The 26153-nt window shown below is 58.1% G+C and carries 25 protein-coding genes; 9 read left to right on the forward strand and 16 right to left on the reverse strand.

The annotated features are described in order from the left end of the window. The first annotated feature begins 78 nt into the window (after positions 1-78). A complete protein-coding gene (locus tag ACIQJ2_RS07275; RefSeq protein ID WP_400668706.1) occupies positions 79-1365 on the forward strand; it encodes a DUF763 domain-containing protein in 1287 nt (428 codons plus the stop codon). Positions 1366-1511: 146 nt separating this feature from the next. Continuing rightward, a complete protein-coding gene (locus tag ACIQJ2_RS07280; protein ID WP_199146762.1) occupies positions 1512-1700 on the forward strand; it encodes a hypothetical protein in 189 nt (62 codons plus the stop codon). Between the two features lie 36 nt (positions 1701-1736). Here ACIQJ2_RS07280 and ACIQJ2_RS07285 read toward each other — a convergent pair whose 3' ends face one another. The 3 genes from ACIQJ2_RS07285 to ACIQJ2_RS07295 form a co-directional block, all read right to left on the reverse strand. Then, positions 1737-2465 carry an esterase family protein gene (locus ACIQJ2_RS07285; protein WP_400668267.1) on the reverse strand — a complete coding sequence of 243 codons (729 nt, stop codon included), beginning with the start codon at positions 2463-2465 and terminating at the stop codon, positions 1737-1739. Continuing rightward, positions 2462-3421 carry an acetylxylan esterase gene (locus ACIQJ2_RS07290; protein ID WP_400668269.1) on the reverse strand — a complete coding sequence of 320 codons (960 nt, stop codon included), beginning with the start codon at positions 3419-3421 and terminating at the stop codon, positions 2462-2464. The genes ACIQJ2_RS07285 and ACIQJ2_RS07290 overlap by 4 nt, the downstream gene beginning before the upstream one ends. A gap of 140 nt (positions 3422-3561) precedes the next feature. Beyond that, a complete protein-coding gene (locus ACIQJ2_RS07295) occupies positions 3562-4107 on the reverse strand; it encodes a GNAT family N-acetyltransferase (protein WP_400668272.1) in 546 nt (181 codons plus the stop codon). 244 nt (positions 4108-4351) lie between these two features. Here ACIQJ2_RS07295 and ACIQJ2_RS07300 point away from each other — a divergent pair, with 244 nt between their 5' ends. The 3 genes from ACIQJ2_RS07300 to ACIQJ2_RS07310 all read left to right on the forward strand — a co-directional run bounded on the left by ACIQJ2_RS07300 (position 4352) and on the right by ACIQJ2_RS07310 (position 6990). Beyond that, positions 4352-4630: a hypothetical protein gene (locus ACIQJ2_RS07300; protein WP_400668274.1), complete on the forward strand. Its 279-nt coding sequence runs from the start codon at positions 4352-4354 to the stop codon at positions 4628-4630. A gap of 140 nt (positions 4631-4770) precedes the next feature. Then, entirely contained in the window at positions 4771-4968 is a 198-nt protein-coding gene (locus tag ACIQJ2_RS07305) for a hypothetical protein (protein WP_400668276.1), read from the forward strand. Between the two features lie 234 nt (positions 4969-5202). Next, positions 5203-6990, forward strand: coding sequence for a GGDEF domain-containing protein (locus ACIQJ2_RS07310; protein WP_400668278.1), 1788 nt, complete (start codon positions 5203-5205; stop codon positions 6988-6990). A gap of 84 nt (positions 6991-7074) precedes the next feature. Here ACIQJ2_RS07310 and ACIQJ2_RS07315 read toward each other — a convergent pair whose 3' ends face one another. The 5 genes from ACIQJ2_RS07315 to ACIQJ2_RS07335 all read right to left on the reverse strand — a co-directional run bounded on the left by ACIQJ2_RS07315 (position 7075) and on the right by ACIQJ2_RS07335 (position 13010). Beyond that, positions 7075-8040, reverse strand: coding sequence for a spore coat protein U domain-containing protein (locus ACIQJ2_RS07315; RefSeq protein ID WP_400668280.1), 966 nt, complete (start codon positions 8038-8040; stop codon positions 7075-7077). Between the two features lie 14 nt (positions 8041-8054). Beyond that, positions 8055-10469, reverse strand: coding sequence for a fimbria/pilus outer membrane usher protein (locus tag ACIQJ2_RS07320; protein ID WP_400668282.1), 2415 nt, complete (start codon positions 10467-10469; stop codon positions 8055-8057). After that, positions 10441-11160: a molecular chaperone gene (locus ACIQJ2_RS07325; protein WP_199146745.1), complete on the reverse strand. Its 720-nt coding sequence runs from the start codon at positions 11158-11160 to the stop codon at positions 10441-10443. Before ACIQJ2_RS07325 ends, ACIQJ2_RS07320 begins: the two co-directional genes overlap by 29 nt. A gap of 24 nt (positions 11161-11184) precedes the next feature. Beyond that, positions 11185-11682, reverse strand: a complete 498-nt coding sequence (locus tag ACIQJ2_RS07330; RefSeq protein WP_199089902.1) for a spore coat U domain-containing protein — start codon at positions 11680-11682, stop codon at positions 11185-11187. Between the two features lie 422 nt (positions 11683-12104). Then, the gene (locus ACIQJ2_RS07335; protein ID WP_400668285.1) at positions 12105-13010 is read right to left on the reverse strand and encodes a hypothetical protein; all 906 of its coding nucleotides are present in this window, start codon (positions 13008-13010) and stop codon (positions 12105-12107) included. A 298-nt stretch (positions 13011-13308) separates the two neighbouring features. Here ACIQJ2_RS07335 and ACIQJ2_RS07340 point away from each other — a divergent pair, with 298 nt between their 5' ends. Continuing rightward, a complete protein-coding gene (locus tag ACIQJ2_RS07340) occupies positions 13309-13929 on the forward strand; it encodes a hypothetical protein (protein WP_400668288.1) in 621 nt (206 codons plus the stop codon). Positions 13930-14041: 112 nt separating this feature from the next. On the opposite strand, the gene ACIQJ2_RS07345 is transcribed toward ACIQJ2_RS07340, so the two are convergent. From ACIQJ2_RS07345 to ACIQJ2_RS07360, 4 genes are all read right to left on the reverse strand, one after another. Continuing rightward, positions 14042-14812 carry a hypothetical protein gene (locus tag ACIQJ2_RS07345; protein WP_400668291.1) on the reverse strand — a complete coding sequence of 257 codons (771 nt, stop codon included), beginning with the start codon at positions 14810-14812 and terminating at the stop codon, positions 14042-14044. 280 nt (positions 14813-15092) lie between these two features. Further along, on the reverse strand, positions 15093-16325 hold the full coding sequence (pepT, locus tag ACIQJ2_RS07350; RefSeq protein WP_199146742.1) for a peptidase T: 1233 nt from the start codon (positions 16323-16325) through the stop codon (positions 15093-15095). 252 nt (positions 16326-16577) lie between these two features. Then, entirely contained in the window at positions 16578-17099 is a 522-nt protein-coding gene (locus tag ACIQJ2_RS07355; RefSeq protein ID WP_199146741.1) for a DUF992 domain-containing protein, read from the reverse strand. 249 nt (positions 17100-17348) lie between these two features. After that, positions 17349-18596, reverse strand: a complete 1248-nt coding sequence (locus tag ACIQJ2_RS07360) for an adenylate/guanylate cyclase domain-containing protein (protein WP_199146740.1) — start codon at positions 18594-18596, stop codon at positions 17349-17351. 169 nt (positions 18597-18765) lie between these two features. Here ACIQJ2_RS07360 and ACIQJ2_RS07365 point away from each other — a divergent pair, with 169 nt between their 5' ends. Continuing rightward, on the forward strand, positions 18766-19395 hold the full coding sequence (locus ACIQJ2_RS07365) for a nucleoside 2-deoxyribosyltransferase (RefSeq protein WP_400668294.1): 630 nt from the start codon (positions 18766-18768) through the stop codon (positions 19393-19395). A 65-nt stretch (positions 19396-19460) separates the two neighbouring features. Here ACIQJ2_RS07365 and ACIQJ2_RS07370 read toward each other — a convergent pair whose 3' ends face one another. The 3 genes from ACIQJ2_RS07370 to hutH all read right to left on the reverse strand — a co-directional run bounded on the left by ACIQJ2_RS07370 (position 19461) and on the right by hutH (position 22933). After that, a complete protein-coding gene (locus ACIQJ2_RS07370) occupies positions 19461-20279 on the reverse strand; it encodes a phosphate/phosphite/phosphonate ABC transporter substrate-binding protein (RefSeq protein WP_400668297.1) in 819 nt (272 codons plus the stop codon). 6 nt (positions 20280-20285) lie between these two features. Beyond that, a complete protein-coding gene (locus tag ACIQJ2_RS07375; protein ID WP_400668299.1) occupies positions 20286-21290 on the reverse strand; it encodes an ornithine cyclodeaminase family protein in 1005 nt (334 codons plus the stop codon). A gap of 116 nt (positions 21291-21406) precedes the next feature. Further along, on the reverse strand, positions 21407-22933 hold the full coding sequence (hutH, locus tag ACIQJ2_RS07380; protein ID WP_400668301.1) for a histidine ammonia-lyase: 1527 nt from the start codon (positions 22931-22933) through the stop codon (positions 21407-21409). 412 nt (positions 22934-23345) lie between these two features. Between hutH and ACIQJ2_RS07385 the strand changes: the two genes are divergently transcribed. After that, complete coding sequence (locus ACIQJ2_RS07385; protein WP_400668303.1) at positions 23346-23717, forward strand: cupin domain-containing protein; 372 nt, start codon at positions 23346-23348, stop codon at positions 23715-23717. 12 nt (positions 23718-23729) lie between these two features. On the opposite strand, the gene ACIQJ2_RS07390 is transcribed toward ACIQJ2_RS07385, so the two are convergent. Next, entirely contained in the window at positions 23730-25139 is a 1410-nt protein-coding gene (locus tag ACIQJ2_RS07390) for a PLP-dependent aminotransferase family protein (RefSeq protein ID WP_400668306.1), read from the reverse strand. Positions 25140-25251: 112 nt separating this feature from the next. Here ACIQJ2_RS07390 and ACIQJ2_RS07395 point away from each other — a divergent pair, with 112 nt between their 5' ends. Further along, entirely contained in the window at positions 25252-26091 is an 840-nt protein-coding gene (locus ACIQJ2_RS07395) for an SDR family NAD(P)-dependent oxidoreductase (protein WP_400668309.1), read from the forward strand. Positions 26092-26153 lie beyond the last annotated feature (62 nt).

Consider the following 26153-nt stretch of genomic DNA (forward strand, 5'->3'; position numbering starts at 1 on the left):
GAAAACAAAGACAGAACGGATGGCGCAAATCAGCTGCCGATACTAGAATGTCGTCACCGAAAATCGAGAGTGACGATATTGGCGCAAAGAGCCGGAAAAGCTGACCTTCCATTGCATGGTGGCCGCGTGCCGCGCTGGCTCGGCGACCGAATGACAAGATTGGGCGCCGTGATCACCGAGGCGATCGTCCAGCATTATGGGCGCGATGAAATGTTTCGCCGCCTTGCCAATCCATTCTGGTTCCAGTCCTTCGGCGCGGTGATGGGCATGGACTGGCATTCCTCCGGCATCACCACGAGCGTACTTGGCGCTTTGAAACGTGGCCTTACGCCTCTCTCCGGTGAACTCGGCATCCATGTCTGCGGCGGCCGTGGCGCGCATTCACGCAAGACCCCGGAAGAACTGCTTGATATCGGCGATCGGGTCGGCATTGACGGCTCGTCACTTGCAAATACCAGCCGGCTCATCGCGAAAGTGGATAGCGCCGCCGTCCAGGATGGCTTCGATCTCTACCTGCACGGCTTCATCGTCGCTGATGACGGTAAATGGGTTGTGATCCAGCAGGGCATGAATGGCGATAAACGGCAGGCAAGGCGGTATCACTGGTTGTCCGAGGGATTGAGCAATTTTCTCGATTCGCCACATGCCGCAATCGAGGGACGGGATCAGGGCGAGATCATCAATCTTGCCGACCGGCGCGCCGAGCGCTCTCGCGATCATCAGCTGGATTTGCTCACCTCGCTTGGACCGGATAAAATTATGCGTGAATTCAAAATACTGGATGGAAAACCTCCAGTGAAAAGCGAACAAGAGGCACAGCCGATGCTGCCCCATCTGATCATGCCCGCACACCACGACGTGCGGGAGGAAGACGTGAACATGCGGCGCCTGCATGGAAATCTGGCCGCCGCGGCCGATCGAGGTCCTGTGGATTTCGAAGACCTACTTTTGACGCCAGGTGTCGGCGCGCGGACAGTAAAGGCGTTGGCGATGGTCGCCGAGGTCGTGCACGGCGCTCCTTGTCGCTTCTCCGACCCCGCACGCTTTTCGCTGGCCCATGGCGGGAAGGATCGCCATCCCTTTCCTGTACCATTGAAGGTCTATGATGAGACGATCAGCGTAATGAAATCCGCCGTCAGGAAGGGGCGGCTTGGCCGTGATGAGGAACTGGCGGCGCTAAAACGGCTCGACGATCAGTCGAGAGTGCTGGAACGCTACATTACAGGTCCAGACCTCAAGGAAATCGTGGCCGGCGAATTCGACAAGTCCTTCTCCTATGGCGGCCGCAGCGTTTTCGGCTGGGAGCCCGCCTCGAACTCGGAAGACGACGATCCAGCAGCAAAGCTTCACGCTTCAAAGCGCTAGCTCGTCAGCCAGGTATGTGGAGCTTTGGCAGGCGTCGCGGCGTTCGAGTTCATTAATGGACGTAGTTAATTTTTTAACAATTTCGCGGATATTGCTGGAACAGACGCTAGATTCGAGAGTTTTCGTGCCAAGGCGGAGGACCAAAGATGAATTTGAAGATCGTTACCGCGCAGTCGGAAGTCGAAACCGATGACACCGGAACCTATCCGGACGGCATGATGGAGCGCATCCTTGTCGACCTGTCTGCCGTTCATGAACAACAGCACCGCCGATCCCACGAACGGGATTATGGCGCGCGCAAGATGAGCAGACCCATTCCGGCGGGCTTGGTGTAGTTCCGAGCACTTCTCCTGGAAATGCCCCAAGGGCGCTCAGATGTAGAGTGGCGCCATCCTGCGCCACGCGCCAGCTCTGTGGGCGCGACCATCCCAGACATGCAGACGATGGTTGACCCCTTTATCGGCAAGCAGGCGGCTTAAATGTCGGTTGTTGTCGATAAAGGGATCAGCGTCGCCTATCGTCAGGACGATATCGATCTGTCGAAGCCTCTCGAGCTGACATTCGCAGGCTAATCCCGGCAGAAAATGCGTCGGCGTATGGAAATATATGTCGTTGTCATAATAGCCATCAAACAGATCCATGAAAGATTCGACCCGCATCGTCAGATCATAGCGCCCAGAGAAGGCGACGAGCTTGCGAAAGAGGTGCGGATGACGGAACACCAGACTGGCCGCCTGGAACGCGCCAAGGCTGCAGCCGTGGACGATCGTGCACTCGTGGCCATTCTTCTCTGCCATCAGCGGCAGGACTTCATTCAGGATATATTCTTCGAAAGCCCGGTGGCGACGGATGCGCTCCGAGGGATGTCGGCCAGAACTATAAAAGGTTTCGCCGGCAAGCCCTTCGATACAGTAGAGCTGAAGGTGCCCGGCATTCAATTTTTCCGCAAGGCTGGCGACGAGGCCTATCTGCTCATATTGCCAGAACCGTCCGTCTCGCGTGGGAAACATCAATACCTTGGCGCCGGCATGACCGAACACCAGAAGCTCCATGTCTCGTTCCAGCCGTTGACTGTACCAGCGCAGATATTCGCGGTTCATGGCACCTTGAAAAATCGCCCTACCTTGTCTCGCAGAACTGCGTTCTGCTCGTTCATCGTATCGTACTCGAAATGGCCGGCATCCAGGATGAAGATTTCGTTAAACTTCTGCGTCGCATTTGCGACAGCGAACTGGCAAGGCGGCGCAACTGCCGGATCGAAAAGGGCAGGTGCAATCAGCATCGGCACCCTGATACGGCTCGCCGCAATCGCGGCGTCGAAGAAGCAAAGCGTTTCAAGCACACTTCCGTGCTCTTCCTGATAAGCTTGCACCGACTGCGCGCTGCCGACGGTCGGCAAGGTTAGCCAAAGCTGCCGATGTCCAAATGTCGGAACCACGAGATGGCCACGGTCGATGCGGGTATCGAAGGGAATTGCGAGCGCGCCGATGCCCCCGCCGAAGCTGATGCCGCTATAGCCGATGCGGCCCGCGATCCACGGGTAGAGCATCTCCAGTGTTGAAACAGCAAGCCAGAGATCATCGACGCAGCCGCCAATGACATAGGTGTCGCGGCTCTCGATGCCGCAAATTACATGGCCTGACGCATCTGCTGGAATTTGTGGACATGCGCTGAGAGACAGGCCGCGGGAGCAGGGAAACAATACTGCCGTCTCTTCGAGCGGCAGGTCGAAATCCGGTTGCTCTCTCCCACCGTAACCGTGTCCTACGACCAATCCTCGCCGTACCTGCCCGCGGCGCGGAAGGAGAAGCCAGCCCTTGATCTCTAGCGAATCGGTTGAGGTGTAGCTGATATCGAAAACGTGCCAGCGATCGTCGCGCAGCTTGCTATGGCGAAGTCTCGGTTGCGGGTCGACGGCAATCGCAAGCTTGTATCGTTTGCGCCAGAAATCGTCGAAGCTCTTGGGCGCGTCCGGCAGCTCGATGGACTGGAGTTGCTCCAGCTGCATGCCGTAGGTCGGATCGAAAGCAAAGGGATGGATTGTTGGTATGCTCATAACAAGGTTTTCGCGCGAAAGCGCCGACGGCGCAAGGCTACAGCAGCGGCCCGAAAATCTGACACGATTTTCGGAAAGCCTGATGCGTAGATTAAAACAGATAGAGCGACCTTTGTGCTTCCGAAAGGAAGCACGGGGTTTTAGCGCGCGGGCCTATCGACGCGATAGAGCACATGCGGTCGCAGGATGTTTCCGGGCGGCACAGTGATGTCATCAAAGTCAGCGCCTTCGACGCGAGACATTCCGATCTTTTCCATCGCTTGCCGAGAGGGAAGGTTGATCTCCGAGGTGTAGCCGATCACGCATTCAGCTCCCAAGTGTCGCCAGGCAAAGTCAAGGCAGCATTGGCTGATTTCCGCGGCGTAGCCCTGCCGCCAGTAGGCTCGTCCCAGAATCCAGCCGATTTCCAGCGGAAAATTGCCCGGGACTTCCTCCCCCGGACGCGACAGGCCGGCACCACCGATCAAAGCGCCGTCGGCCTTGCGCTCAACGGCGAGAAAACCGAATCCGTCTCGGGACAACCCTTCATTGGCTTCATCGATCAGCTCATCCGTTTCCGCCGCCGTGAGCAAGCTCGGATAGTAGTAGCGCCGGACCTCGTCATCCGCATTGATGGCGGCAAACGGCGCACGATCCCGATCTTGCCAGGGCCTGAGAATGAGTCGGGAGGTTTCCAGATTGAGCATGATGCTTCCTGCTGCAGAACGGTCGACGCAAGTCTCGTTGACCTCGCGCCGAGGAATTTCGTGGTGTCTCCATCCATGAAACTGCGGAAAAAGTCCACTGCTGCGTGCAGTCGGCATATTTCTGCAACATCTCGGAACTCACCGTTCCGGATCCGCCGGCCTGCAACGAAAAGATGAAGGGGATAGGCCGGCTTTCTTGCGCTCCGAAGTCGCTTCCATGCCCATTTTGGAGTATACTGCACAAATGATCAGGATCTCGGTATTAATCCTCGGACTGTCGGCTTCCGGCTTGGCACTGGCCGAGCAGGGAAAAGCGGTTCGGGCCGGCGACAAGATACGGGATTGCTCGAATGCTGCCGATGAGGTTCTTTCGAAGACCAAGGGGCGCCTGCTATCGGTCAGGCCTGGCGAGAACAGCTGCATCGTCACCGTAATCGTGCCGCATGGCGAACAGCGACCAGAGAAGGTCGTTGTCCCTGTTGACTACATCGATAATGATAGCAGCATAGAGAATGGCCAGTAGCTGCGCGTCACAAAAGGGACCGTATGAAAATGGGCGATATTATCCAGTTCAGGCCCATAGGGAGATTCAGCAAGCCGCTTGAGCGGCAAGCGCGCGTGGAAAGGGAGTTGCTACTTCCCTTCTCGAAAGCGGAAGCGTCAGTGGCAAGCCCCCCTCGGATTGATCCAGGCAGGCAGGCATCGGCGAACCCGCCCTCGAAGACAAACCTTCCGTTCCATGGCATCGCCATCGTGCTGGGTGCGATCCTCGTCTACGCACTGATGATTTCGCATGTCGTCGGTCAGCCGCATTACTCAGCCCGGGCTAACCTCATGCCCGCGGTCTTTGTCGAGAATTAACCTCCCGGAATACCGTCCGCCATTCGGTGGACGCGCCTGTGTTTCATCGCGATCCAGGCTGCCTTGGTGACGCAAATCCGGCGCTTTTGTCGCCTATCGCGCCTTGCCTTGCGGTATCGGCTATCCCGGCAACTTGGTCGCCAGCGTGAGAAATATTTAAGCCTGTTCGTTAAGTGAAGATTCCACTGAATCTGGTGTAATCTCCCCCAGGTGATTGTTTATGGAGAACATTCCTTGTCGCGGCTTAGAGTCCAACAGCTGCAATGGATCGGAGCCATAGCTGTTATCATGGTTTGCTTGATGATGGCCGGCTCAACAATTGCCTTCAGCCTGTCAGACTACATCAACTACAAGCGCGGCGTTGCTGAATTCAATCGGTTCCACGTCGCGTTACATGCCGCTGCCGCGATTTCCAGGGAGCGAGGCCCTGCGAACAGTCTCATGGGTGCCCCCGAAGAGCAGCAGCCTCAGTTCATCGCTGCCTTGACGAACAGCAGGCAGGAAACGGATCGCGACCTTGCGAGCATCGAGACGCATTTTCGAACGGAGATCGACGGATCCGCGGAGATGCGCACTACTTTCATTGCCCTCAAATCGCAACTGCAGACTGGCAGAAGCGCCGTCGATGCCGTCGCAGCTATCCCGTATGATCAGCGCAGTGGCGCAAGAATAGCCGAGGCAATCCGAGCGATGTTCCGCGCGGCTGATCGCGCCCAGGATTACCGCGATATCGCCGGTCGATCGATCATTGCTCTGGCACCCGAGACCAGCGCCGAGGTGATACTGACCTCTTTGGCTGGAACACTACGAGAGCGAGCCGGCAGAGTTGGGTCCTATGTCGTGATGATGGCAACCTCGCAGGGAGACGCGCGTCAGCGCTATCGCGAGGCATTCGACGCGGAGTTAAGCCGGCTTCGGGAGGTCAATACGATTCTGAAGACCTATACTCCGGTTGCGCTGCAGTCTCCTGGCATTGCGCAATTGCTGGATCAGGTGATGGTAAACTACTTCTCCGGATCCTTGCTTTATGCGCAACGGGTTGCTTTCGAAATGAATAGCGGCAATCCGCCGACACCGGCCGAATTCAGTCAGAAATACGTTCCCGGGCTGACTTCGACCGAGAAGTTGCGAGAGGAAATCGAGAATAGCGCGCTGAACTCTCTGGAAGCCATGCGGCAGAAGGCTTTCAACACGATGCTGGTCGCGATTCTGCTGGCCGGCACGGCAATATCGGTCATGCTCGGTCTGGTCTACGTGCTCGGACGGTCCATTTTCCGCCCGATGCTTGCGGCCATCCGGCAGATTGACGATATCGCCGCCGGCAATCTTCTCCAGCCGCCGCCAATGCGACATGCAGGAAGCGAAGCGCGCGAGATGTTCCAGCGGCTCGATCTGCTGCGCGAGCAACAGCGCTTCAAGCGACATCTGGAGATGGAGCGCAAATCGATGACGGAGGAGCTGCGCCGACTGTCGCAGACGGACGCGCTCACCGGCCTTCTCAATCGCCGCGCATTGGGGGAGGCTATGGGAGAGCTGCTTACGGTTCCCGGAGCTGACTTCGATGGAATTGCCATCATCATGTTCGACATCGACCACTTCAAGCAGATCAACGATCGCCATGGCCATGCCGTCGGAGATTTGGTCCTGCATAGAACCGCACAGATTCTAAGCCCTTATCTGCGCGCGCAGGACCTGTTTGCGCGCTACGGCGGCGAGGAGTTCCTGATCGTGCTGGTAGACGTGACGGAACCCTTTGCGCATGCGACGGCCCAGCGGCTATGCGACACCCTTTCGCAAGCCGTCATCAGCGAAGAATACAAGCTGAACGTTACTGCTAGCTTCGGCGTCGACTGGCGATCGCAGGGTGCGTTCGAGCACTGGGAGGAGCTGGCGGTGGTGGCTGACCGCCGCCTCTATCAGGCCAAGCGCAACGGCCGCAACATGGTTTGCTTCTCCGACATGCCGGAGGAGAAGGCCGTCGTATCGACTGCAAAGACCAAGCCGGGCGGCGCAAGCGCTTGAGGGAGCTTCGTTTCGACCAGGAAATGCCGCATGAGATCGACCATCCGGAGTGCAAAGAGCCAAACTGGAAGATCGCGACGTGCTTTAGTAGGTCAGCGTGACGACGACCGTGTCGATATAGGCACCGGGAGGAGGTGTCGTCTGTGGCGGCACACGACCATAGACTGTCAAAAGCTGTGCCGTGCCAGTCCCCGTTCCGGCCACTGTGCTACCGGGTGTATTGACATCGCCCCATGGCTGCGAGCGGTTTGAATCCTTGTATAGGCCATAAGTCACCGTCTGGGTTCCCTGAGACATTTTTCGCGCTGTCGGTGCGGCATTCGCCGTCCCGCCGTTCAGCGAGATCGTATAGGGCGTGCCTGGCGTACAGGTCGCGGTCACCGAGCCCGTGGCATCGACATTGGCGCTTAACACGCCTTGTGTGCCGAAGTTGATGTTCTGGACGTTGATCAGGCAATTCGCGGCGACACTTGCGCTGACGGTGAACGTGGCCGATCCCAAGGTTCCTGAGGGAGCCGCGCAGGTGGTGGCACTGCTGTAGCTATAAATGAATGGAGTGTCGCCAGCCGCGAAGCTCGATGTAAAAGCTCCCGTCGCTGCCGTGGCTTGACTGCCCAGAGCCGAGGCATACACCGTCAAGCTACCTGAAGCCCCGATCAGTGAACCTCCACTAAGCAAAGCCATGGTCAAGGCATAAGGGGGTGCCCGCGATGGATAGGACCAGCTGCTCGATCCCCAGATTGCGCTGTAGCCGGTATCGGAATAAAGCTGATAATTCAATGAATTGGTTCCATTCGACATTTGCCGCGCGGCTGCCGAGGATGCGCCACCGCTGCCTGCGCCGATATTCGGGCAGATCAGGAGGCGCTTGCCGATATCCAGCAAGCCGCCGGTGCAGCTGACGTTTAGCGTCGACGTGGTGTTGACTGGATTGCCCGACAGCGTATCGACGGGACCAAAATTTACGTTGGCGACGCTGAAACTGCAGCTTTGCGCAAGGACCAGCGAGGGCAACAGCAGGACGAACAGAAAGGCAATCGAACGAAACACTTTTCCTGCTCCTCTTAAAAGCACCTGATACCATCGATAACGACCTGCTGCCCGCGCTGTGGCTTATAGGCAAACTGGGCATGGCACTTCGTCCCGTCGCCCAGGGAGACTTCGATTGTGTTTTGCCCATGCAGGCCGCGGATATAGGCCTGGCCGTCATAGCCGATGACGAATTCCTCATCCGCGCCCTGCAATTTGCCGCTAAGCCCGGCGGAGAGGAACGCGCCGTTCTTGTCTTCGATCGTCACGAGAGCGGCCTGCGGCGCCTCCGACACGCCGAACTTGACGACAACACCGCTGCGATCCGCTGGAACGACGATCTCCTTCGTCGCGGGTACATCGGCATCGACGGGAAGGTTCTTAGGGTCGATGGACACGGTGTTTGGCTCATAGGAATTCAGATTCGGCACCAAAATTCGGCCGCTCTGACCCGTTTTGCCGACAGGCCTATTTTGCTGCTGAACTTCGACGTCGGGGGCACCGACATCGACGACGGCGAAGGCATCATCGATACGATTGGTTGCAAAGACGCTGCCCCCCGCGACGGCGATGGCGCCATCCATCCGCGCCGTGGCACGAGCGTCCTTATTCTGCTGCTGCACACCGGCCTCGAATTGCGCGAAAGGTGCCCGGTAGCTGACTGTCGCCTCCCGGTTGGTGTCTTGCCCCTCCGATGTACGCAGCCGCCAGCCGACACTGCCGTCCTCCTGCTGTAGCGATTTGGAGACATCGGCAACGACATCGAGACCGTTCGGGCCGCTTTGAACGCCTGTGTTTGCGTTGATGTTGCCGCCGAAGGGGATCGAAAGACCGGCAAAGACGCCGAAGTTGCTCTGATTGTCGAGGTCGGTGAAGGCGGTGGCATAGAGTGTCATGTGCTTGAAGGTCTGGCTATAGGAAAGGCTGGCGATCTTATTCTTCGTGCCGTCGGCGCTTTCAAGCCGTGTGTAGGAAAGGTTGAGGCTGGAAAGATCCAATGGCGTCGGCACGCTGAGAGTGACCTGATCGATAGCGCGGGGCACGCCGGCGCTGAATATCGTGAACTCCCCCGCCGTGCTGTTTGTCGGCTTGGCGGAAACGGATGCGATGTCATCGTAATTGTCGAAGGCGCGCTGTATGCGGGCATAGAGAGCCCATTTGTCGTAGTTCAATTCAAGTGAGGCATTCACAAGCGCGCCGGAACGATCGCCGCTTTTGCTTCCCGCGCCGGCAACCGACGCCACGCCCCACGCACCCAGCGGAAAGGCGACACCCGCGCCGCCATTCAGGAGGTCCGAGCCACCCTCGAAATGCCCCTCAAGTGTCAGCCAGTCGGTCAACCCGTAGCGAGCGGTGGCGACGCCCATGATGCGGCCGTCATAGTCGTCTGATTCCGTACCGAAATCCCGCCGGGGGGTACCGAGCTCCGCGGAGAAATCTAGGAGGCCGCGTCGCAAAAGCAGATTGGAGGAATAGAACGGTAATGTCTGGGTCGTTTCCCGCCCAAGGCTATCGCGAAGGACGACGGTCGCTTGTCCACCACCCGAAAAGGCTGGCAGGTTCGTCACCTCGAACGGCCCGGCAGGAACATCGCCGGAATAAGTTCGGACATTCTGCGTATAGATCTCAAGTGTCGAAGGGACTGCAGCGGTGCCAGCGAATGCCGGAAGAGGTTCGGTCACGAGATCGGAGCGCAGCGAGAAATTGCGTTGGAATTGGATTCCTCCGAAATAAACCGGCCGCGTCCATGACAAACCTCCGGTCGTCAGGTCGCCGGCGCGATAGGTGACGAGGTTTTTCGGATCCGAGTAGCTCCAGGTGGTGTTGAGGCGCGTCACGCCGTCGAGGCTGCCGTTGGAATAGCCAGCTATGAAGGACTGGCTGAGCGTACCGTATGGACTGAATATCCGGGCGTCGAATGATCCCGATATTCCCTGGAATATGCTGGATTCGCTTTGCAGAAGACTATTTGAGCTTGCGTAGAGGGAATAGTTGAGCACGGCGCCGTAGCCGGACTGGGGCGCAGGGTTCTTGCTCTCCTCTTGTTGCCTGACGTTGATAACGTGAGGCATGCGGCCTTTGTCGGTCGTCTGGACGTAAAGACGCTGGGTCTCCTCGTCGACTTGGTATGACAGGTCGGGCAGCGTACTGAGTTCAATCAGCTTACTGTCATCGGTGCCTGCCGGTGGCCTTATGCCGACCTCGCGCAGTTCCCCGGCTGTTGCTGCAAGCGAACCATTTGGGCGCTGTTTGAAATTGCCGATCATCTTCACCGAGACGTTGCTGATGAATACTTCAAGATAGACGTCACGCGTGCCAGCAGATTGGTCAGCGGTCACAACTGCTGCCGGCGGATTGGGAACTTCCTGGGCACGCAGCACCGAAACCGAAAGAGAGATGCTTACAAGAACGGTGCCGACCCTAACGCTTGATAACAGCGATGTTGGCATTGAACGGCCCAAGATCGCTTTGGCCTTGCAAAGTTAGAGTACCGCCGGAAAGGGATTTCGCGCTCCCGATCGGCCATTGCATTGTGGCCCCCCCAAGAACGTACCCGACCAGACCGTCCCGGCTGCCGATTTTTGCGGCTCCTTGCTTGAGGGTGATGTTCGACAGACGAAAACGACTGTTGCCGTTGTTCTTGCCGGTTAGAAAAAGACTGTTGCCCTGACGACTTAAGGCCCAGGAAACATCAGCGGCCTTGGCATCCACATTCCTGAAAAAGACAGGGATTGAGTGGCGTACAATCAAAGTTATTGTACCGGCGCGCGCGCGGCCCGGGTCCGGCAGTTCATCAACTATGACGCGATATGTTTCCTCGGCCCGCACCGGTGCCTTGCTCGTTCGCACCACCCTGACCACATATTGGGCGTTCGGCGCCATCTTGGTCGCCGGTGGGCTGGCTACGACGTCCGTCGTTGGTTGGAGCTGCTCGACACCGCCTATTTGGCTCCATTTGAAAACGCGCACCTGCACATTTATGGGATGATCGCCGTCATTGGTCAGGTTGAGCACGCCTGTACTTGTAGGCGCGACAAGGTCGAGATTGGTGGGCGCTGCTCGCAATGAGACGGCGCTGGCGAAATCTGCACTCAGGACAAAGAGCGTCGTCGCGGCAATGCATGACAGCATGCGTCGCATGATAGCCTCCTCAGTCTAGTGGATTCAGTAGGTAACGGTAATTGCCACCGTATCTGTATAGACGCCGGCAGCGGGCGTGGATTGTGGTGGAACCAGACCATATACGGTAAGGTTCTGTACGCTGCCATTGCCGGTACCCGCTACGGTATCGGTGCCTATCGTAACACCCCAGTTCTGGGTGTGTCCGCTATCTCTGTATAGGCCGTAGTTGATCGTCGCTGCCCCTGTTCCTACCATCTGGCGAGTGGTCACTGTTGCGCTGGGCGCTGCGCCGGCACTTAGGCCGACGTTATAGGTCGATCCGGATGTGCATTGGACACCGATGGTCGCGGTCTGGGCAATATCGGCCGTGATGACGCCACTGTTGCCAAAATTGAGATTGCCTACGGTCTGTATCGTGCATTGAGACTGAATGGTGATGGTAACGGTCATATTGCCAGTTGCTGTGGCGGCCATGACGGACGGCGCTGCTATGATCGTTGCAACACCGACGAGTATGGCACGGCGTAGCATCTTCTGCATTCGCAATCTCCCTAATCATGCTCTCCAATACGTCAGAATATAAGAAACTAATCATATGTTATTGATTCTGGCAATGAGCTAGAAACCGAGTGCATGGGCCGGGAAAGTATCAAAAGTGTTGTTGGTGAGTATAAGTTGCAATTTCTTAGCATGTATTTGTATACAAACGTCATTTTTGAAAAACATGGTTAACGCCAAGTTGAGCCGGCCATCATGATTTACACAAATACAGTAGGAATACATGTTTCACTCCTTCCGACTCATGCGGCTGCCGCCGTGACAGCATCCAGTCCGTAAGTCGACCAAGTCAGGAGGGCGAGGCACTTACAAATAGTGTGGGTCTGTATCGGTTGATAAGACGCCAATACCCGCTTTGCGAGCAAGTACGCGCAAAGGTTTCACATGACGGCGAATATGGTCAATCAGTCGCTGGCAGGCCCCAGAGCCACGACACTCGATCTTTCGCCGTTACTTTCGGCCATATTGAATACGGCATGGCTCACGGCGTCGATGATCGCATACTTCTCGGCTTGATAGTTCCAATACTCGGATACGAAGGTGTGGGACAGCCAGAAGCTGCTCTTTCCCGGTGCTCCAGCCCAACCAACACTGCCGAATTCTGCGGCTCGCTTGAACAGACGCTTCAAATGCGTCTTGGAGATCATGACCTGGTTCTGCATGGCCTTCATGGAGAGCGGACCGATCAGCACTTTGTCGGCGGCAAAATCGATCGAGGTGATGCGCGAGATGAGATAGTCCATGACTACGCTACCGGAAGTCGCCCAGTTGAACAGGTTGAATGTCGCTCCGGGATTGCGCAAGACATCACTATCTATGATGCGCTTGGCGAGGATGGGGTGCATGCGCCATGTCGCCTCCGGATCCGAGGCAATCGTCGCCATGCGGTTTCCGCCATCGAGCGTATCGAGCACGATGAGATGGGTATGGATCCATCGCATCATGTACTCGCACGTAAATGGGGTGGGCTCCAGCAGGGTGATGCGTCGATCCGAACCGCGCTGCACTGGCTGAACGAACTTATAGGCCAGCATTTCCTTCAGGAAGGCGGCCGCCGTATTGCGGCTCGCAATGCCATGCGTCACGGCAAAATCGATGAAGCGACTGGCATAGAGCCCCGCAATCGGCTCATCGGGGTAGCCGAGGTGCAGCGAAAAGCCGGCATGCGCCATCAACCATCGCTGCTGTGCCGCCATAATCGAGGCTATGCGGGGATTCTCGCTGTAGATTGCCATGAGTTCATGGGCATTCTGCAGCATCGCAGATAGAAAATGCTGGTTGTGAACAAGCTCAGTTGCCGTGAATGCCATGGGCGGAAATTCATCATCTTAAGTTTCACAAGGGTATTGTGGCTCGGCTCCACCCGGGCCACGGCACAGTAAAATCACAAGAACACCGTTTTGTCTTGTGGTACACGCCATTAACTCCGAGGATTTTAAGGATAAACCTTAACAGCGAAATATATCCCTACAACGTGAAGTCGATTCGACCACACATTTCCATCAATATTTCTTTGCACAAGGCCTGCAATTGGCCATGTTTCGGTAAAACCTGCGCCATAGTTCTCAAGAGAATGCATATCCGAGAGATTGTCGAAAGGAGCGACCTATGGATACGCAGCCTGTGAGATGGTGGAACGGTCAAAGCGAGGTGACCCGGCGGCTAGGTGCTGGTCTTGCCGTTTGCGGCACAGTGGTCGGCGCGCTCTATCTGATTGCCGAAACAGCACCCAGCGAACGCGCAATGCGGTTCTTCGACGACAGCGGCCGTATCACGGTCAACACCGCCAGGTCATTGGAGCACGAAGCAACAAATGGGCCGCAACTCGCTGTCGATGCCAGCCCCGTCAGGCAAATGATGGCGACAGCCGTGCCGACCCCGACACCATCTCCTTTTGCCACCGCCAAGGGTGTGGCACCGGTCAGGCACGTTGCTTTGCGCCCCGACACGACAAGGACCAAGGTCGCGGCGGCCGACGGAGCGGAACGCTTCGATCGCTGCCTGCCGCAATGCGAAACGCGCGACCCTTTAATTGCGGGATATCCGGAATATGCACAGGCCGAGACACCGTCAGTGAACCAGGAACCACCGCCCGTCGTCGAGGAAAGGGTAGGGTTTCGCCCGCTGGCCGGTGCGCGCCACCTGTTGAACCAGGCGGCTGATGCCCCGGGAATGATGCTACGTCGCAGTCGAGAGGTAATCGACAACGTCGCTCATGTAGACTGGTGACATTTACTGTCCGGCAGACAAGTGAGTGCCCATCACCGCATTCGCACGACAATGGGCACCGATATTCTGCTCCAGGCAATGCTCGCTGGAAAACGGCCTTATAGCGGGGCCGCTAGAATCGCCCGGCGAGGGTTGTGTTGTGTAACAGCTTGCAAAGATTGACGAGGCCCGAGTCGAAATTGCCCGAGGCCGCTACCTGACGACAGGCAATGAGCATGCGCTTCTGCTCTGCGCTCGACATGCTGCGGAAAGCGGCAAGCGTGCGAGTGCTTGCGCCTGTACTGAAGCCGGAACTTCCGGAACCAGTTCCAAGGCCGCCGCTTGCCGTGCCTATTCCACCGCTGCCGCTCGTGCCAGTTCCCGTACCTGTGCCACCGCCGGTGCCGGTACCGCTGCCACCACCGGACCCGTTGCCGACCCCGACGCCCACGCCGACGCCAACACCCGATCCGCCGACGGATGCACCCACACCGGCATTGATGCCGCCCGATCCACCAACCGAGGCTCCGAGGCCCGCATTGACGCCGCTGGAGCCGACAGAAGCTCCAACGCCGGCGTTAACGCCGCTGGAACCGCCCACCGACGCACCGACACCAGCATTGACACCGCTCGTTCCGGATACGGAAGCACCCAATCCTGCGTTGACGCCGTTCGTCCCGCCGACTGAAGCTCCGACGCCGGCATTCAATCCGTTGGAGCCGAGACCAGCGCCGACACCGGCATTGATGCCGCCGACGGAAACACCCACACCTGCGCCCAGCCCGCCACTGCCAGACCGGCTACCGCCGTGATCCGTTCCACCGCCAGGTTCTGCGTAAGCTGTCGAAGCCAACAAAAGAATTGCGGATGCGGCAACCGCCATCCGTGAAGATCGTACTCTCATGACTAAACTCCGTTTCAGTTTTGACCGGTTAAGCAGCCAGTTTCTGATTGTCGGAGCGCGCGCACCGTAGGGTTGGAATGAATGGGCGACGACTGTTGTCCTTTCCTCCCAAGACAATATTGCAGGATAGTCTAATTTAGTAATATCGCAATAATAAATTTCGCGGATGCCTTGCAGAATGATAACGTTGCCAACGACGCGCAGATAGAGCTGCCCTATTTCGCAACAGGGCTGTTCTTACTTCATATTTTGGACAAGGCTATTCTGCGGAGGCGAATGGTTAGGCGCGCTCAGCCCAGATCTTTGCCAGTTCAACGAGCGTTTTAACGGCCTTCTCCATATCCTGGCGACTGACCCATTCCACCGGTGAATGAAATGCGTGGCCACCGGCAAAGATATTGGCGCATGGCAGCCCCATGAACGAGAGCCGCGAGCCGTCGGTGCCGCCGCGGATGCTGCCACGCACGGGCGTCATGCCCGCGCGACGGATCGCCTCGACGGCATAATCGACGATCTGCGGATGATCATCGAGGATTGTCTTCATGTTTCGATATTGATGCTTCACTGTGAATGTGTGGGACGACCCCGGATAGCTCGTCATGACGTCCTTGACGATCCCCTCAAGTATTGTTTCCTTGACTGCGAGACCGGCCTCTTCGAAATCGCGGATGATGAAACCGAGAGAGGCCTTCTCCATCGAACCGCTGACACCGGTCGGATGGATGAAGCCGACACGGCCGCTTGTCGTTTCAGGTGTGATGTCCTTGGGCAATCTGTCGATGATAGCACCGGCAATCTTGATGGCGTTTTCCATTCTCCCAAGTGCGAAACCGGGATGAATGGCAACACCTTGAATAAGGACTTCGACGCCATCGGCCGAAAACGTCTCGTCTTCTATGTGACCTGCGGTTTCACCGTCGACCGTATAGGCAAACTGCGCTCCCAGCTTTTGAAGGTCCACCTTGTCGACGCCACGACCGATTTCCTCGTCGGGCGTGAACAGCAGCTTGATGGTGCCGTGGCGGATATCAGGGTTGTCGACGAGATATTGCGCAGCGGCCACGATCTCGGCAAGGCCAGCCTTGTCGTCGGCTCCGAGGAGAGTGGTGCCGTCGGAGGTGATGATATCGTTGCCGATCTGATCGCGCAGAGCAGGATGTTCATCGAACCGAATGACCCGCTGCGGATCGCCTATCAGCCTGATGTCTCCCCCATTGTAGTTTCGCACGATCTGCGGTTTGACATTCGTGCCCGTGAAATCTGTCGCGGTATCCATATGGGAGCAGAAGCAGATGACCGGAACCGGCTTGTCGACATTCGACGGGATCGTCGCGTAGACATAGCCGTATTCATCCAGATGCGCATCGGCGAGACCGATCGCCAGCAACTCCTCAACGAGGATGCGGCCCAAATTCTTCTGCTTCGCTGTAGAAGGGTGCGTGTTCGACGTCGAATCCGACTGTGTGTCGACGACAACATAGCGAAGGAAGCGATCGGTGACGGTATCGGTCATGAGCCTGGTTCCAATTGGTCTTCTGGGTTGCATAGCTATAGCGACATGCCGCCTCGTCGCGAAACCATTTTCATTCGAAAGGGCAGCCACGGAGGAGATTCAAAATCGCTGAAAAAGGATGGAGTTTTTCGATCGAGCGCGGCCACCGGCCGGGCGATTGTTGTCGATGCAGAAAGCACCGACCAAGGGCTGGCCGCCCCACTTAATCGAAGGGCGACCATCTAGTTCAAGCCGCTTCGCAGCGGCAAAACCTTAGTTCGTCGCGGTCAGCGTAACGGACGTACCGGTCGCGGCAAGATTGAGGCCAAGCTGACCCGTGACGCTGACCGTCTGAAGCTGGATGGAGCCGGCAGTGCCGCCGACGAGAATGTTCGTGCCGACGCCGGCACCCACGGTCGCTTCAACGGTGGCACCCTGATAGAGACCGCTCAGAGAACCACGATGGTAGCCGGCTGTCGGCGCAAACACGAGCCAGACGAGCCGGCTGCGGGTCGTAAAGCCGAGATCGACACCCATCTTCCGGATCGCACCGGTATAGTGATCGACGCGCGCCTTTCCGACTGTCGAATGGAAAGTGCACTCCACTTCCTTCGCCGAGCCGAGGACATAGCCGACACCGCCGCCGATTTCGCAATCGAGGTAGCCGATCTTGACGCCATTACGCTGGTCGGTGTCCTCATCGCTATAGGTCGTCAGATCCGCAGCGCGCACAGACGCAGTGCCGGCGACGATCAGCGATGCGGCAGAAAGTGCCAGTGTCAGGATTTTTCTCATCTGTTCTCTCCTTGTCAGAGTATTATGGGTGTATTCACCCTTTAGCCAAGCCGACGGAATCAGCTCTCAACTAACGTCTGTAACTCCAGAACGATCCCCAAAATAAGGCGGCTATCGTCATGATCCACTTTGCAATATAGGGAGCAGGATCGATCGGGGCAGCCCCTCGTGCCTTCACGTTTTGCAACCGACTGAATCGCGCCGCGTCAAATCGGCCGCGCAACAGTACAAAACAAGGCTGTCAGTCGATCACGCATTTTCCGGCAGCTTTTCCTTTGCGGTAAATGCGAAGACATCGACAGGTTCGCCAAGACCCTTCAGCGGAAAGGAGCCAAGGCTTTCCATATCGCGCTGGCAGCCGGCCATCTCCACGAATGCCTTGGACAGCAGTACCGGCCTTTTCACCTGCTTGGTCAGCGATTCCAGCCGGGAAGCAATGTTGACGGCAGGGCCGATGACCGTGAAGTCGAGCCGTGTGCGCGAGCCAATATTGCCGTACATCACATCGCCGACATGCACGCCCACGCCGTAGCGAAGCACCTCTCGGCCAACCTTGCGATTTTCCTCGTTGAGCGCCGCAACGGCAGCCTGCGCCTCGCTAATGGAGACGAGTAGGTTGTGGCAAGCATCGGGATTGCTGAGCGGGAAGATTGCCAGTAGGCCGTCCCCCATGAACTTCAGGATTTCGCCGCCATGCTTCTCGATCGGCTCGACCATGGCATCGAAATAGCCGTTGAGCAGCTCGATCACATCGTCCCTCGGCCACATATCGGAGATCGTGGTAAAATCGCGAAGGTCGCATATCAGGATTGCAGCGCCGACAGTGGCGCCGCTGCCGCGCGTCGTCGCTCCCGCAAGGATCTGCTCGCTAGCATGTGGCCCGACATAGGTGCGCAAGAGGGTTCGCGCCATGATGTTCTTGAGCCTGATCTCGGTCACCATCGTCAGCGCCGGCAGGAGGTCCCTCAGGAAGGTGATATCCCGTTCCGTGAAACCACCTGGCGCATCGGATGCGAAGGTGACGATGTGGCGCTTGCCGAGCGTATGATAGATCGGCCAGGCGATATAGTCCGTCAGCCCTTCCGCATGCATTTCCTTGTATAAAGGATAGGACAGCTGGTTTTTGTCCGAGACCTCCAGATTTTGCCGGACTTCGATGGCGCCATTGAAAATTTCGTTGATGGGGCTCGCCAAAAACTGCGGCGTCTTCTCCACGCCATAGCTGAAGGTGGCGATGTCGCCTTCCTTCATGCCGGTGCGCCAAAGGATCCGCGCGCCGAGCCATTGCGGATGCAGCGTTCTGAAATGCATGGTCGACCGTGCGACCGATATACCGACTGCCCGCATCCTCTCGCACAGCTCAACGAGAATGTTATCGATGAAGCGCTGCTCGCGTACATCATGCATCAGCCAGTCAAGGATCTTGCTTTGCTTCGTCGGCCAATTGCCGCGGTCGTCCATGTCCGCGGCCGCCGTTGCTTCAATAGAGGATTCCATTTCCTACCCCACAAATTCTTCTGTCTGCCGCCGGCAGTCGCTGCATGTGCCGAGGCGAATATATCGCCCACGTCATTTCTCGGGAACAAGGCCCCGTCTCAAATTCGCGGATTTGCAAGCCAACTCTTCCGCTATGGCGCGACAACGCTGAATCGGTCATATCCTTCATATGGTTCGGCGGCTGCCGGGCTGCAACAAATTGTTTAGGGGTAGCGAATTGAGAGCTTATTTGGCAGGTCCTGAGGTGTTTCTTCCTAATGCGCGGGAAGTGCTGGACCGCAAGATTGCCTTGGCGCGCAGCTATGGCTTTACGCCGGTATCGCCCGGCGATCTGACTGTTCCGGAAACGGAAACCAAATATCAGCGCGGACTGGCGATCAGCGCCATCAACGAGAGCCTGATGACCAGCGCTGATCTCATCATCGCCAATCTTACGCCATTTCGCGGCGTTTCGGCGGATGTCGGCACGGTCTTTGAGCTGGGCTTCATGTGCGCACGCGGCTGCCCCGCCTTTGCCTTTTCCAATGCCACCGAAAATCATTTCGAGCGCGTGAGCACCTTCTATCGATCGGACGTGCATCTCGGCGCCGACGGACGCCATCGCGGGCCGGATGGCATGGCACTCGAAAACTTCGATATGGCCGAGAATCTGATGCTGGATGGCGGGATTGCGACGCGTAACGGTGCGATCGTCACGCGCAAGGTGGCGTCCGATCAGATGTTCCTTGACCTGACCGCCTTCGAAGAATGCTTGAAGCTGGCGGCCGAAAGATTGCTGAAACCTACCATCGGCGCCTGATTTCTCGCGAGAGGGGAGCCCCTTTCGAGGCCATCGATCGAATGCGATGAGATAATATCGCGGGGTCACCAACGCCCAGCCAAAGCGTCATCAATCGTTTTGGCTCTTGCCGGAAGCTGGTCATAGGCTGCCATATCCGGCCTGGCGAAGCCAGCAAGGCCGAGCGATTTCAGAATTGCGCGACCATCCGGGCTTTGCTGTGCTTCAAGAAGAGCGGCTTGAAGCACATCGATTATTTCGAGAGGCAACTGCCTGGCGGCGACCAGAAGCGGAAAGGGTGCCGGCCTTGTCGTCGCGATCACTCGCAAAGAGGCGAGCATATCGGGCTCGTGCAGTTCCAGCAGTTGATAGGCATAGGCATCGATCGCACCGACATCGATCACATTCGCGCCGATCGCCTCGATCACCCCTCGCGGATTGAGCAGAGGACCAATCGTCTCCCGAAGCGGACGTCCGTTTGCGATTTCGGCGAAAAATTCCCGCGGCGCATTGTAGCCGGATTGAGAGTCTCGCACCGTCCAACCCCAACGCAGGGCGGGAAGGTTTGCGAGATCAAATGACGCGCTGCGCCTGGCGACAATGTGGCTTGCATAGACCGGCTCTCCTTTGGCCCAGTCCGTAAGGGACACCGGCGCGGCCAGCGGCACGGGACGTTCCTCGGGCGCCAACCTGGAAAACGGATAGCCGCACATGAAAACGATGCCCATGTCCGGCCGCGCCCAAAGCTCTGAAAGGGGCGCAGGCGCGGCATGGGGAATGATCTCGAGATCGATATCGGCGCGATGGGAGAGCCAATGGAACAGACGGTCCCATTGCTCCGAAATCCTCGGGCTGAGATTATACATGCGCGAGCACGCGATGGGTGGGGCGAGGGGCGTCGTCATGACCAATCACGCAAAGCGAAGGCGCTGGCCGATATTCATGCGCCTGGCCTTTTCGACCATTGCCGCGCCGAGCGCGACATCGGTGGTGCTGAGCCCGCGATGCCAGAAGAGGATGGTTTCATCGTCACTTTCGCGGCCGGGCTTGGCGCCATAAACGATCTGACCGATTTCGGCATGGAGCGTCTCGGCGGTGACTTTGCCTTCATCGACATGGCGGCGCAAGGCGCCGAACGGCCGACTGGGGCCGCACTGCCCCCAATCGTCGACGACGACCTTGTCCATGATGTCGGTCAGATCGAACTCGAGCGCGCTCATCGTACCGTAAGGCACAACAAACGCCCCCTTCTTGACCCAGGCGGTCTTGAACAGCGGCGTCGGCTCAGGCAGGCGACTGGCCTCGATCATGATATCGGCGCCCTTGAGGCAATCTTCCCAGTTATCCGTCACGACGATCTTCTTGCCGAGGTCCGCTTCCAATCGCGCAGCGAAGGCATCCCGGCTTTCAGGGCGTCGGGAGTGGACGCGGATCTCTTCGAAATCGAAGAGGTGGTCGAGCAGGCGCACATTCCAATAGGAGGTCCCGCGCGCACCGATATGACCGAGGATCTTGCTGTCCCTACGGGCCAGATGTCGGGCGCCGATCGCCGTGACGGCGCCGGTACGCATGTCGGTGATGGCGGTCGCATCGATCACAGCCTTCGGCACGCCGGTATGCGGATCGAACAGGTTGAGCACGGCCATTTCCGAAGGCAAGCCCTGCTTGTAATTGTCGACAAAGTCGCCAACGACCTTTACGCCTGCATAATCAAGTGGTTTCACATAGCCGCGCAACACATTGAAATGCCCTTTGTCTGAGCTTTCCGGAACGAGATGAACACGAGGCTCGATCACGGTCTCTCCACGCCCTTGCGCATCAAGCGCCTTGGTCACAGCATCGAGAATTTCATCGTTGGAAAGTGCCAGTGCCTTGGCATCCAGCGCGTTCAGATAGTCGATCCAGATTTCCTGCATTGCCATTCTCCAAGTCGATTGCCGACTAGTCCGGTTTGTCGATAAGGCGGGTTGCCTGCTTGCCGCGAAGTTTCGATGAGTCGTCGACAGCCATGGTGCCGCAATCCTCAACCCAGTCATGAATTGTGGAGGGGACCTTGTTTCCATCCCGTGTTCTCAATGAACTCTGATAGTCTTTCGAAATCCGGCCCTTGAGCACGGTCTTCACCGAGAGGCGGCACGAGAGCGCGAACCTGCCGGTAGGCCTGCCCGCTGAGCGTGCCAAGCTCGCCCTCCACACCACGAAGCTCAACAGCCTGAGCCGAGGCAATAAGCTCGATAGCGACGAGATAGCGCAGCCGCTCGATGATCGCTTCGGTCTTTGCAAGCACACTCGGCGCCATCGATGCCTGATCTTCGATACCGTCGGCGACTGGAATCGGTGTCAGCGAGATCGGCGCCGCCAAGTGTCGTATTTCGGTTTCCAGCGCCGAGACGGTCTTTTGCACCGTCGCGAAGCCCGTGCGGCTCTGGCCGAGCGGCGTCAGGAACCGAGGCAGCTCTGACATGGCGGCCGACATGATTTTCATGGTGCGATAGGCGGTTGCGGCGGCACAATGCGCCAGCGCCTGACCGAGGTGTTCCCATGCCAGCACGAAGGCGGTCATGTCGAAATTTCCATGAGAAAGGATCAGCCCGGCATCGGCAAGCACGACCGGATTGTCGCCCGAGCTGGCAAGCTCGATTTCCGTCGCCGCATGGGCCTCGTCGATTGCATGGTGAAGCGCACCCCAAACCTGCGGGGCACAGCGGTAGCTCAAGGGATCCTGCAACCGCCGGGCCGCACCATCGGCCAACAGCGAGCTTCCGGAAAGCAGTTCGCGAAGTCTTGCTGCGACCTCCCTCTGGCCGAAAGCCGGTCTCGCTGCCAGCGCCCGATCGTCAAAAGCGGATGTGTTGGCGCGGAAAGCCTCGAAATTCAAAGCGATTGCAGCCAACGACCAGTCAAACAACCGCGAGACGTCCTCCAGACAAAGACAGGCTCTGCCGACAGACAGGCTGTTGGCAACGACGAGAACATGACCATCTTTCGGTCCCAGCGGCAGAGGTTGCAAACCTGCCTTTTCAAGGGCTTCGCGAGCTGCTGTTACCGAACCGCCGACCTCGGCCTCACCATCTCCCAGCAAAGCTCTGCCCATGTGCGCAAGCGGAGCAAGATCGGCGGCGCCGATAGAGCCAAGCGACGGCACGACCGGATGAAAGCCCGCATTGAGCGCCGCCACCAATCCAGAGAATACCGGCAGCGATACACCGGACGAGCCCGCCGCCATGCCGGCGATGCGCGCGGCCATCATGGCTCGAACAACGTCGCGCGGCAATGCAGGGCCGACCCCGACAGCACGCGCCTGCGGTACGCGCATCTGAAAGGCAACGAGATCATCTGCATCAAGTCTGGTATCGACGCCGGCACCCAAAGCAGTTGTCAGACCATAGACCGGGCGGTCGTCGGCGAGATAATGTTCCACGACTGCACGAGCTGAAAGGATCTTTCCCTCGACCTGAGGCGAAATCGCAACCGTCGCATTTCGTCGCGCGATCGCCGCGATATCGCTCGCCGTCGGAGGCGTTCCGGTGAAGGATACGGTGTTGCCCGTCTTGTTCATTCCCGCTTGCCTCCAGCACCTGCGATCGGCTTTCCGCCAATGTCCATCGTCGGATCAGCTAGGTTTAACCCATACCACGTCATCGGGGCAGCGGCAGTCATATCGATTGGAGAACACTGCTATCTCGTTGCGCGGCAATACGCGCATTGAAAATGCCACACGGACTGGCCTGCCTTCGCCACGAGCGTTCCAATGCAAGCTGTTGATATGTTTTATTTTCTTCAAATCGGTACATGGGCGTCGGCGCCAGGCCATGGGAACCATGACTGTTGGATTTACGACACGAGCTTGGACGGGACATCGCCCATTATTACCCAAACGGCGAGGTTCGAACCACTTTTCACAAAGTGGTCCTTGTGAACTCCTCCGTTCGCGGCTCAGTTTGCCGGTTCGAACATGACGGAGGAAATTGATGGCTACGGAAGACAAGATCGTTTTCGCAAACGGTAAGGGCGAGTTCTGGACCGATGAGCGATGCTATATTACGGAGTTGCACAATTGCGATGCGTCTCCGGAAGCGTCGCTTGCCGTCGCTCGCGTCGAAGTAGGCGTTACCACGCAGCTGCACAGCCTGACCGCAGTGATAGAGCGTTACATCGTTCGCCAAGGCGAAGGGATACTCGAGATCGACGGCGTAAAGCAGCGGCTTCAGGTCGGGGACCAGGCTGTCATACCGGCAGGCGCGGCGCAACGCATCGAGAACACCGGCGCAGTGGATCTGGAGTTCTACTGCCTCTGCACACCGCGCTTCTTCCCGGAATCCTATGTAAACCTGGAGCGGTAGGCCCTCTATCGGCTAGGCGGGTGAGCTCGCGCTCGCCAAATCGCAAATAGTCTCGATCGCGAATTGCATGGTCGCCGGCGGCCGAACGAATGGCAGACGGATGAAGTCGCCAAAATTCTCCTGCGCCGAATAACCGGGACCAGCCGAAAGGAACAGGCGATGGCGTTGTGCTTCCTGGCACAGCGCCACCGTATCAACACCGGGCATATGGATCCACATCGCAGTGCCTCCCGCTGGACGCGACCATTTCCATCGATCTCGAGAATACTCCGCAATTAGATCCTCGGCCGTCTTCAGATGGCCGGCGACCTCCTGATGACGATATGTCCGCGCTTCCGCTATGTTTTCGAGCAGGCCGACGGCGAGATGCTGGTCGAACATCGAACAGCCGAGGTCATTGACCGCCTTGAAGCTCGCAAGGCGTTTCACGACTGGAGGAGTGGACCTGATCCAGCCGATGCGGATACCGCCCCAGAACAGCTTCGATAGCGTTCCGATCGTTGCGACAAGCTCCGGGCTCGTCTGGCCCGCGAGCGGGCGCGGCGTTGTTCCTGCGAGGGTAGACAGTTCGTTTTGCGCGCCATCTTCAATGAGAAACGTCGGGTAACGCTCCAGCAAATCCACCAGTTTGCGGCGACTGGCATCGTCCAGCGACCGCCCCGTCGGATTGTGCGCCTCCGGAAACAGATAGAGAAGCTTTGGCCGGTTTCTAAGCGCCTTTTCCAATTCGACCATGTTCAGACCAGTATCCGTGGCAGCGACGGGAACGATCCGCGCATTGCGCCGGCGAAAGGCCTCTAACGAGCCACGATAGACTGGGTCTTCCACGACGACTGCATCTGAGGGATCGACCAGAGCGTTGGCGAGAAGCCAAACCGCCTGCTGGGCGCCGCTGGTGATCAGAATATTGTCCGGATGGGTCGGAAGTCCGAGGTCGGTATAGTAACGAGAGACAGCCCAGCGGAGCGCAGGCAGACCGGAGGCATCGTAACCAAGGCCGGCGGCCACGCTCGCAAGATCCGCACCGCGCAAAGCTGCAAGCATTCGGGTGAGAACGGGTGAGGGCGGCAGGGCGCCGCTGGTCATATCGATATCCTGGGGAAGCGCCAGAACCTCGCCGGCAAGGCGCGTATGCGCAGCACCGGAGGTCGTCGCAGACGCAACGATGCGGTGGCCGCTGCCATGTCGACTGTCCAGCACTTCCGCATCCCGTAAAGAGGCATAGGCAGCAACGACAGTTCCCCGGCTTACCGCAAGCGCCGTTGCGAGTGCCCGCTCCGACGGCAACAGACCACCGACCGGCAGCTCCCTTGCGGCGATCAGCTTGGCGATTGCCAAACTCAGCTGCTGGCTGATCTTGCCCTCGAGCATGCGCCAGTCACCAATAAGCCGGCTGATCCTTGCCGGTGAAATCCTGTTCATTCCTGATCCACTTCTCGACAAGTGGACTTTGTCAGATCTCGAGGAATGGAGCAACTTGGTTTGCGGAGAACGAGATGAAGGGCCTCGGTCAGCAGGCCCAGGGGAGGAAAAAATGGGATCTTTCGCCACCAGGGGCGAGCATGCGCCATTGGCCGTACGGCAAGTCGTGCCAACGCGCTCGCATGCACGCAAACGTTATCTAGTCCTCGGCGGTGCAGGCGGTGCCGGCAAGGCCGCCGCTGAACTGCTGGCGGCTGAAGGCGCCTCGGTCGTCATCGGCGATGTCCGCGAGCAGGCCTTGAATGAGGCAATTGCAGGCCTCGGACCCCATTCCAAAACGGTTTCTGGCGTCGTGGTCGACCTCAGCAGCGCCGAGTCTATCGCAGCAGCAATCGAGCAGGCTGAGCATCGGCTCGGCGCCCTGGACGGGCTCGTCAACTGCGCGGCCATCGTCCGTCATGTCGATCCACTTGAAACACCCTGGACGGATTGGGAGCGCATTTTCTCCATCAACGTCTTTGGCGCGTTCGAAGCCGCGCGACTTGTCGCCAAGGCAATGATTGCGAAGGGCATCAAGGGCGCAATCGTCAATGTCGCATCGGAGGCCGGCAAGAAGGGACACACCCAGTCGCTCGCCTACAGCGCCAGCAAGGCGGCCATGATCAACTTCACGCGCGTCCTGTCTGAAGTGCTGGCGCCGAACGACATCAATGTGAACTGCGTCTGCCCGGGCGGCATGGCCACGGACATGCTTCGCGAGGTTGCGGTCGCCTATGGCGGTCTCGTCGATCAAGCTCCAGATGACGTGTTCAAGCAGCTCGTCAGCTCGCAATTGCGCCGGCACATCGACCCGGCCGAGCTCGCGCGCACGATCTCGTTCCTACTCAGCGACGACGCGATGATCATTCGCGGTCAGGCGATCAATACCGATGGTGGCGATACGCCCTACTGAACCGGCGCGCCGACCCGTTCGGCGCTTCTGCGTTCCGCCAATCCGCGACACACTTGCCCTTG

This window comes from Rhizobium sp. NPDC092011, assembly GCF_044756305.1.
Taxonomy (GTDB): domain Bacteria; phylum Pseudomonadota; class Alphaproteobacteria; order Rhizobiales; family Rhizobiaceae; genus Rhizobium.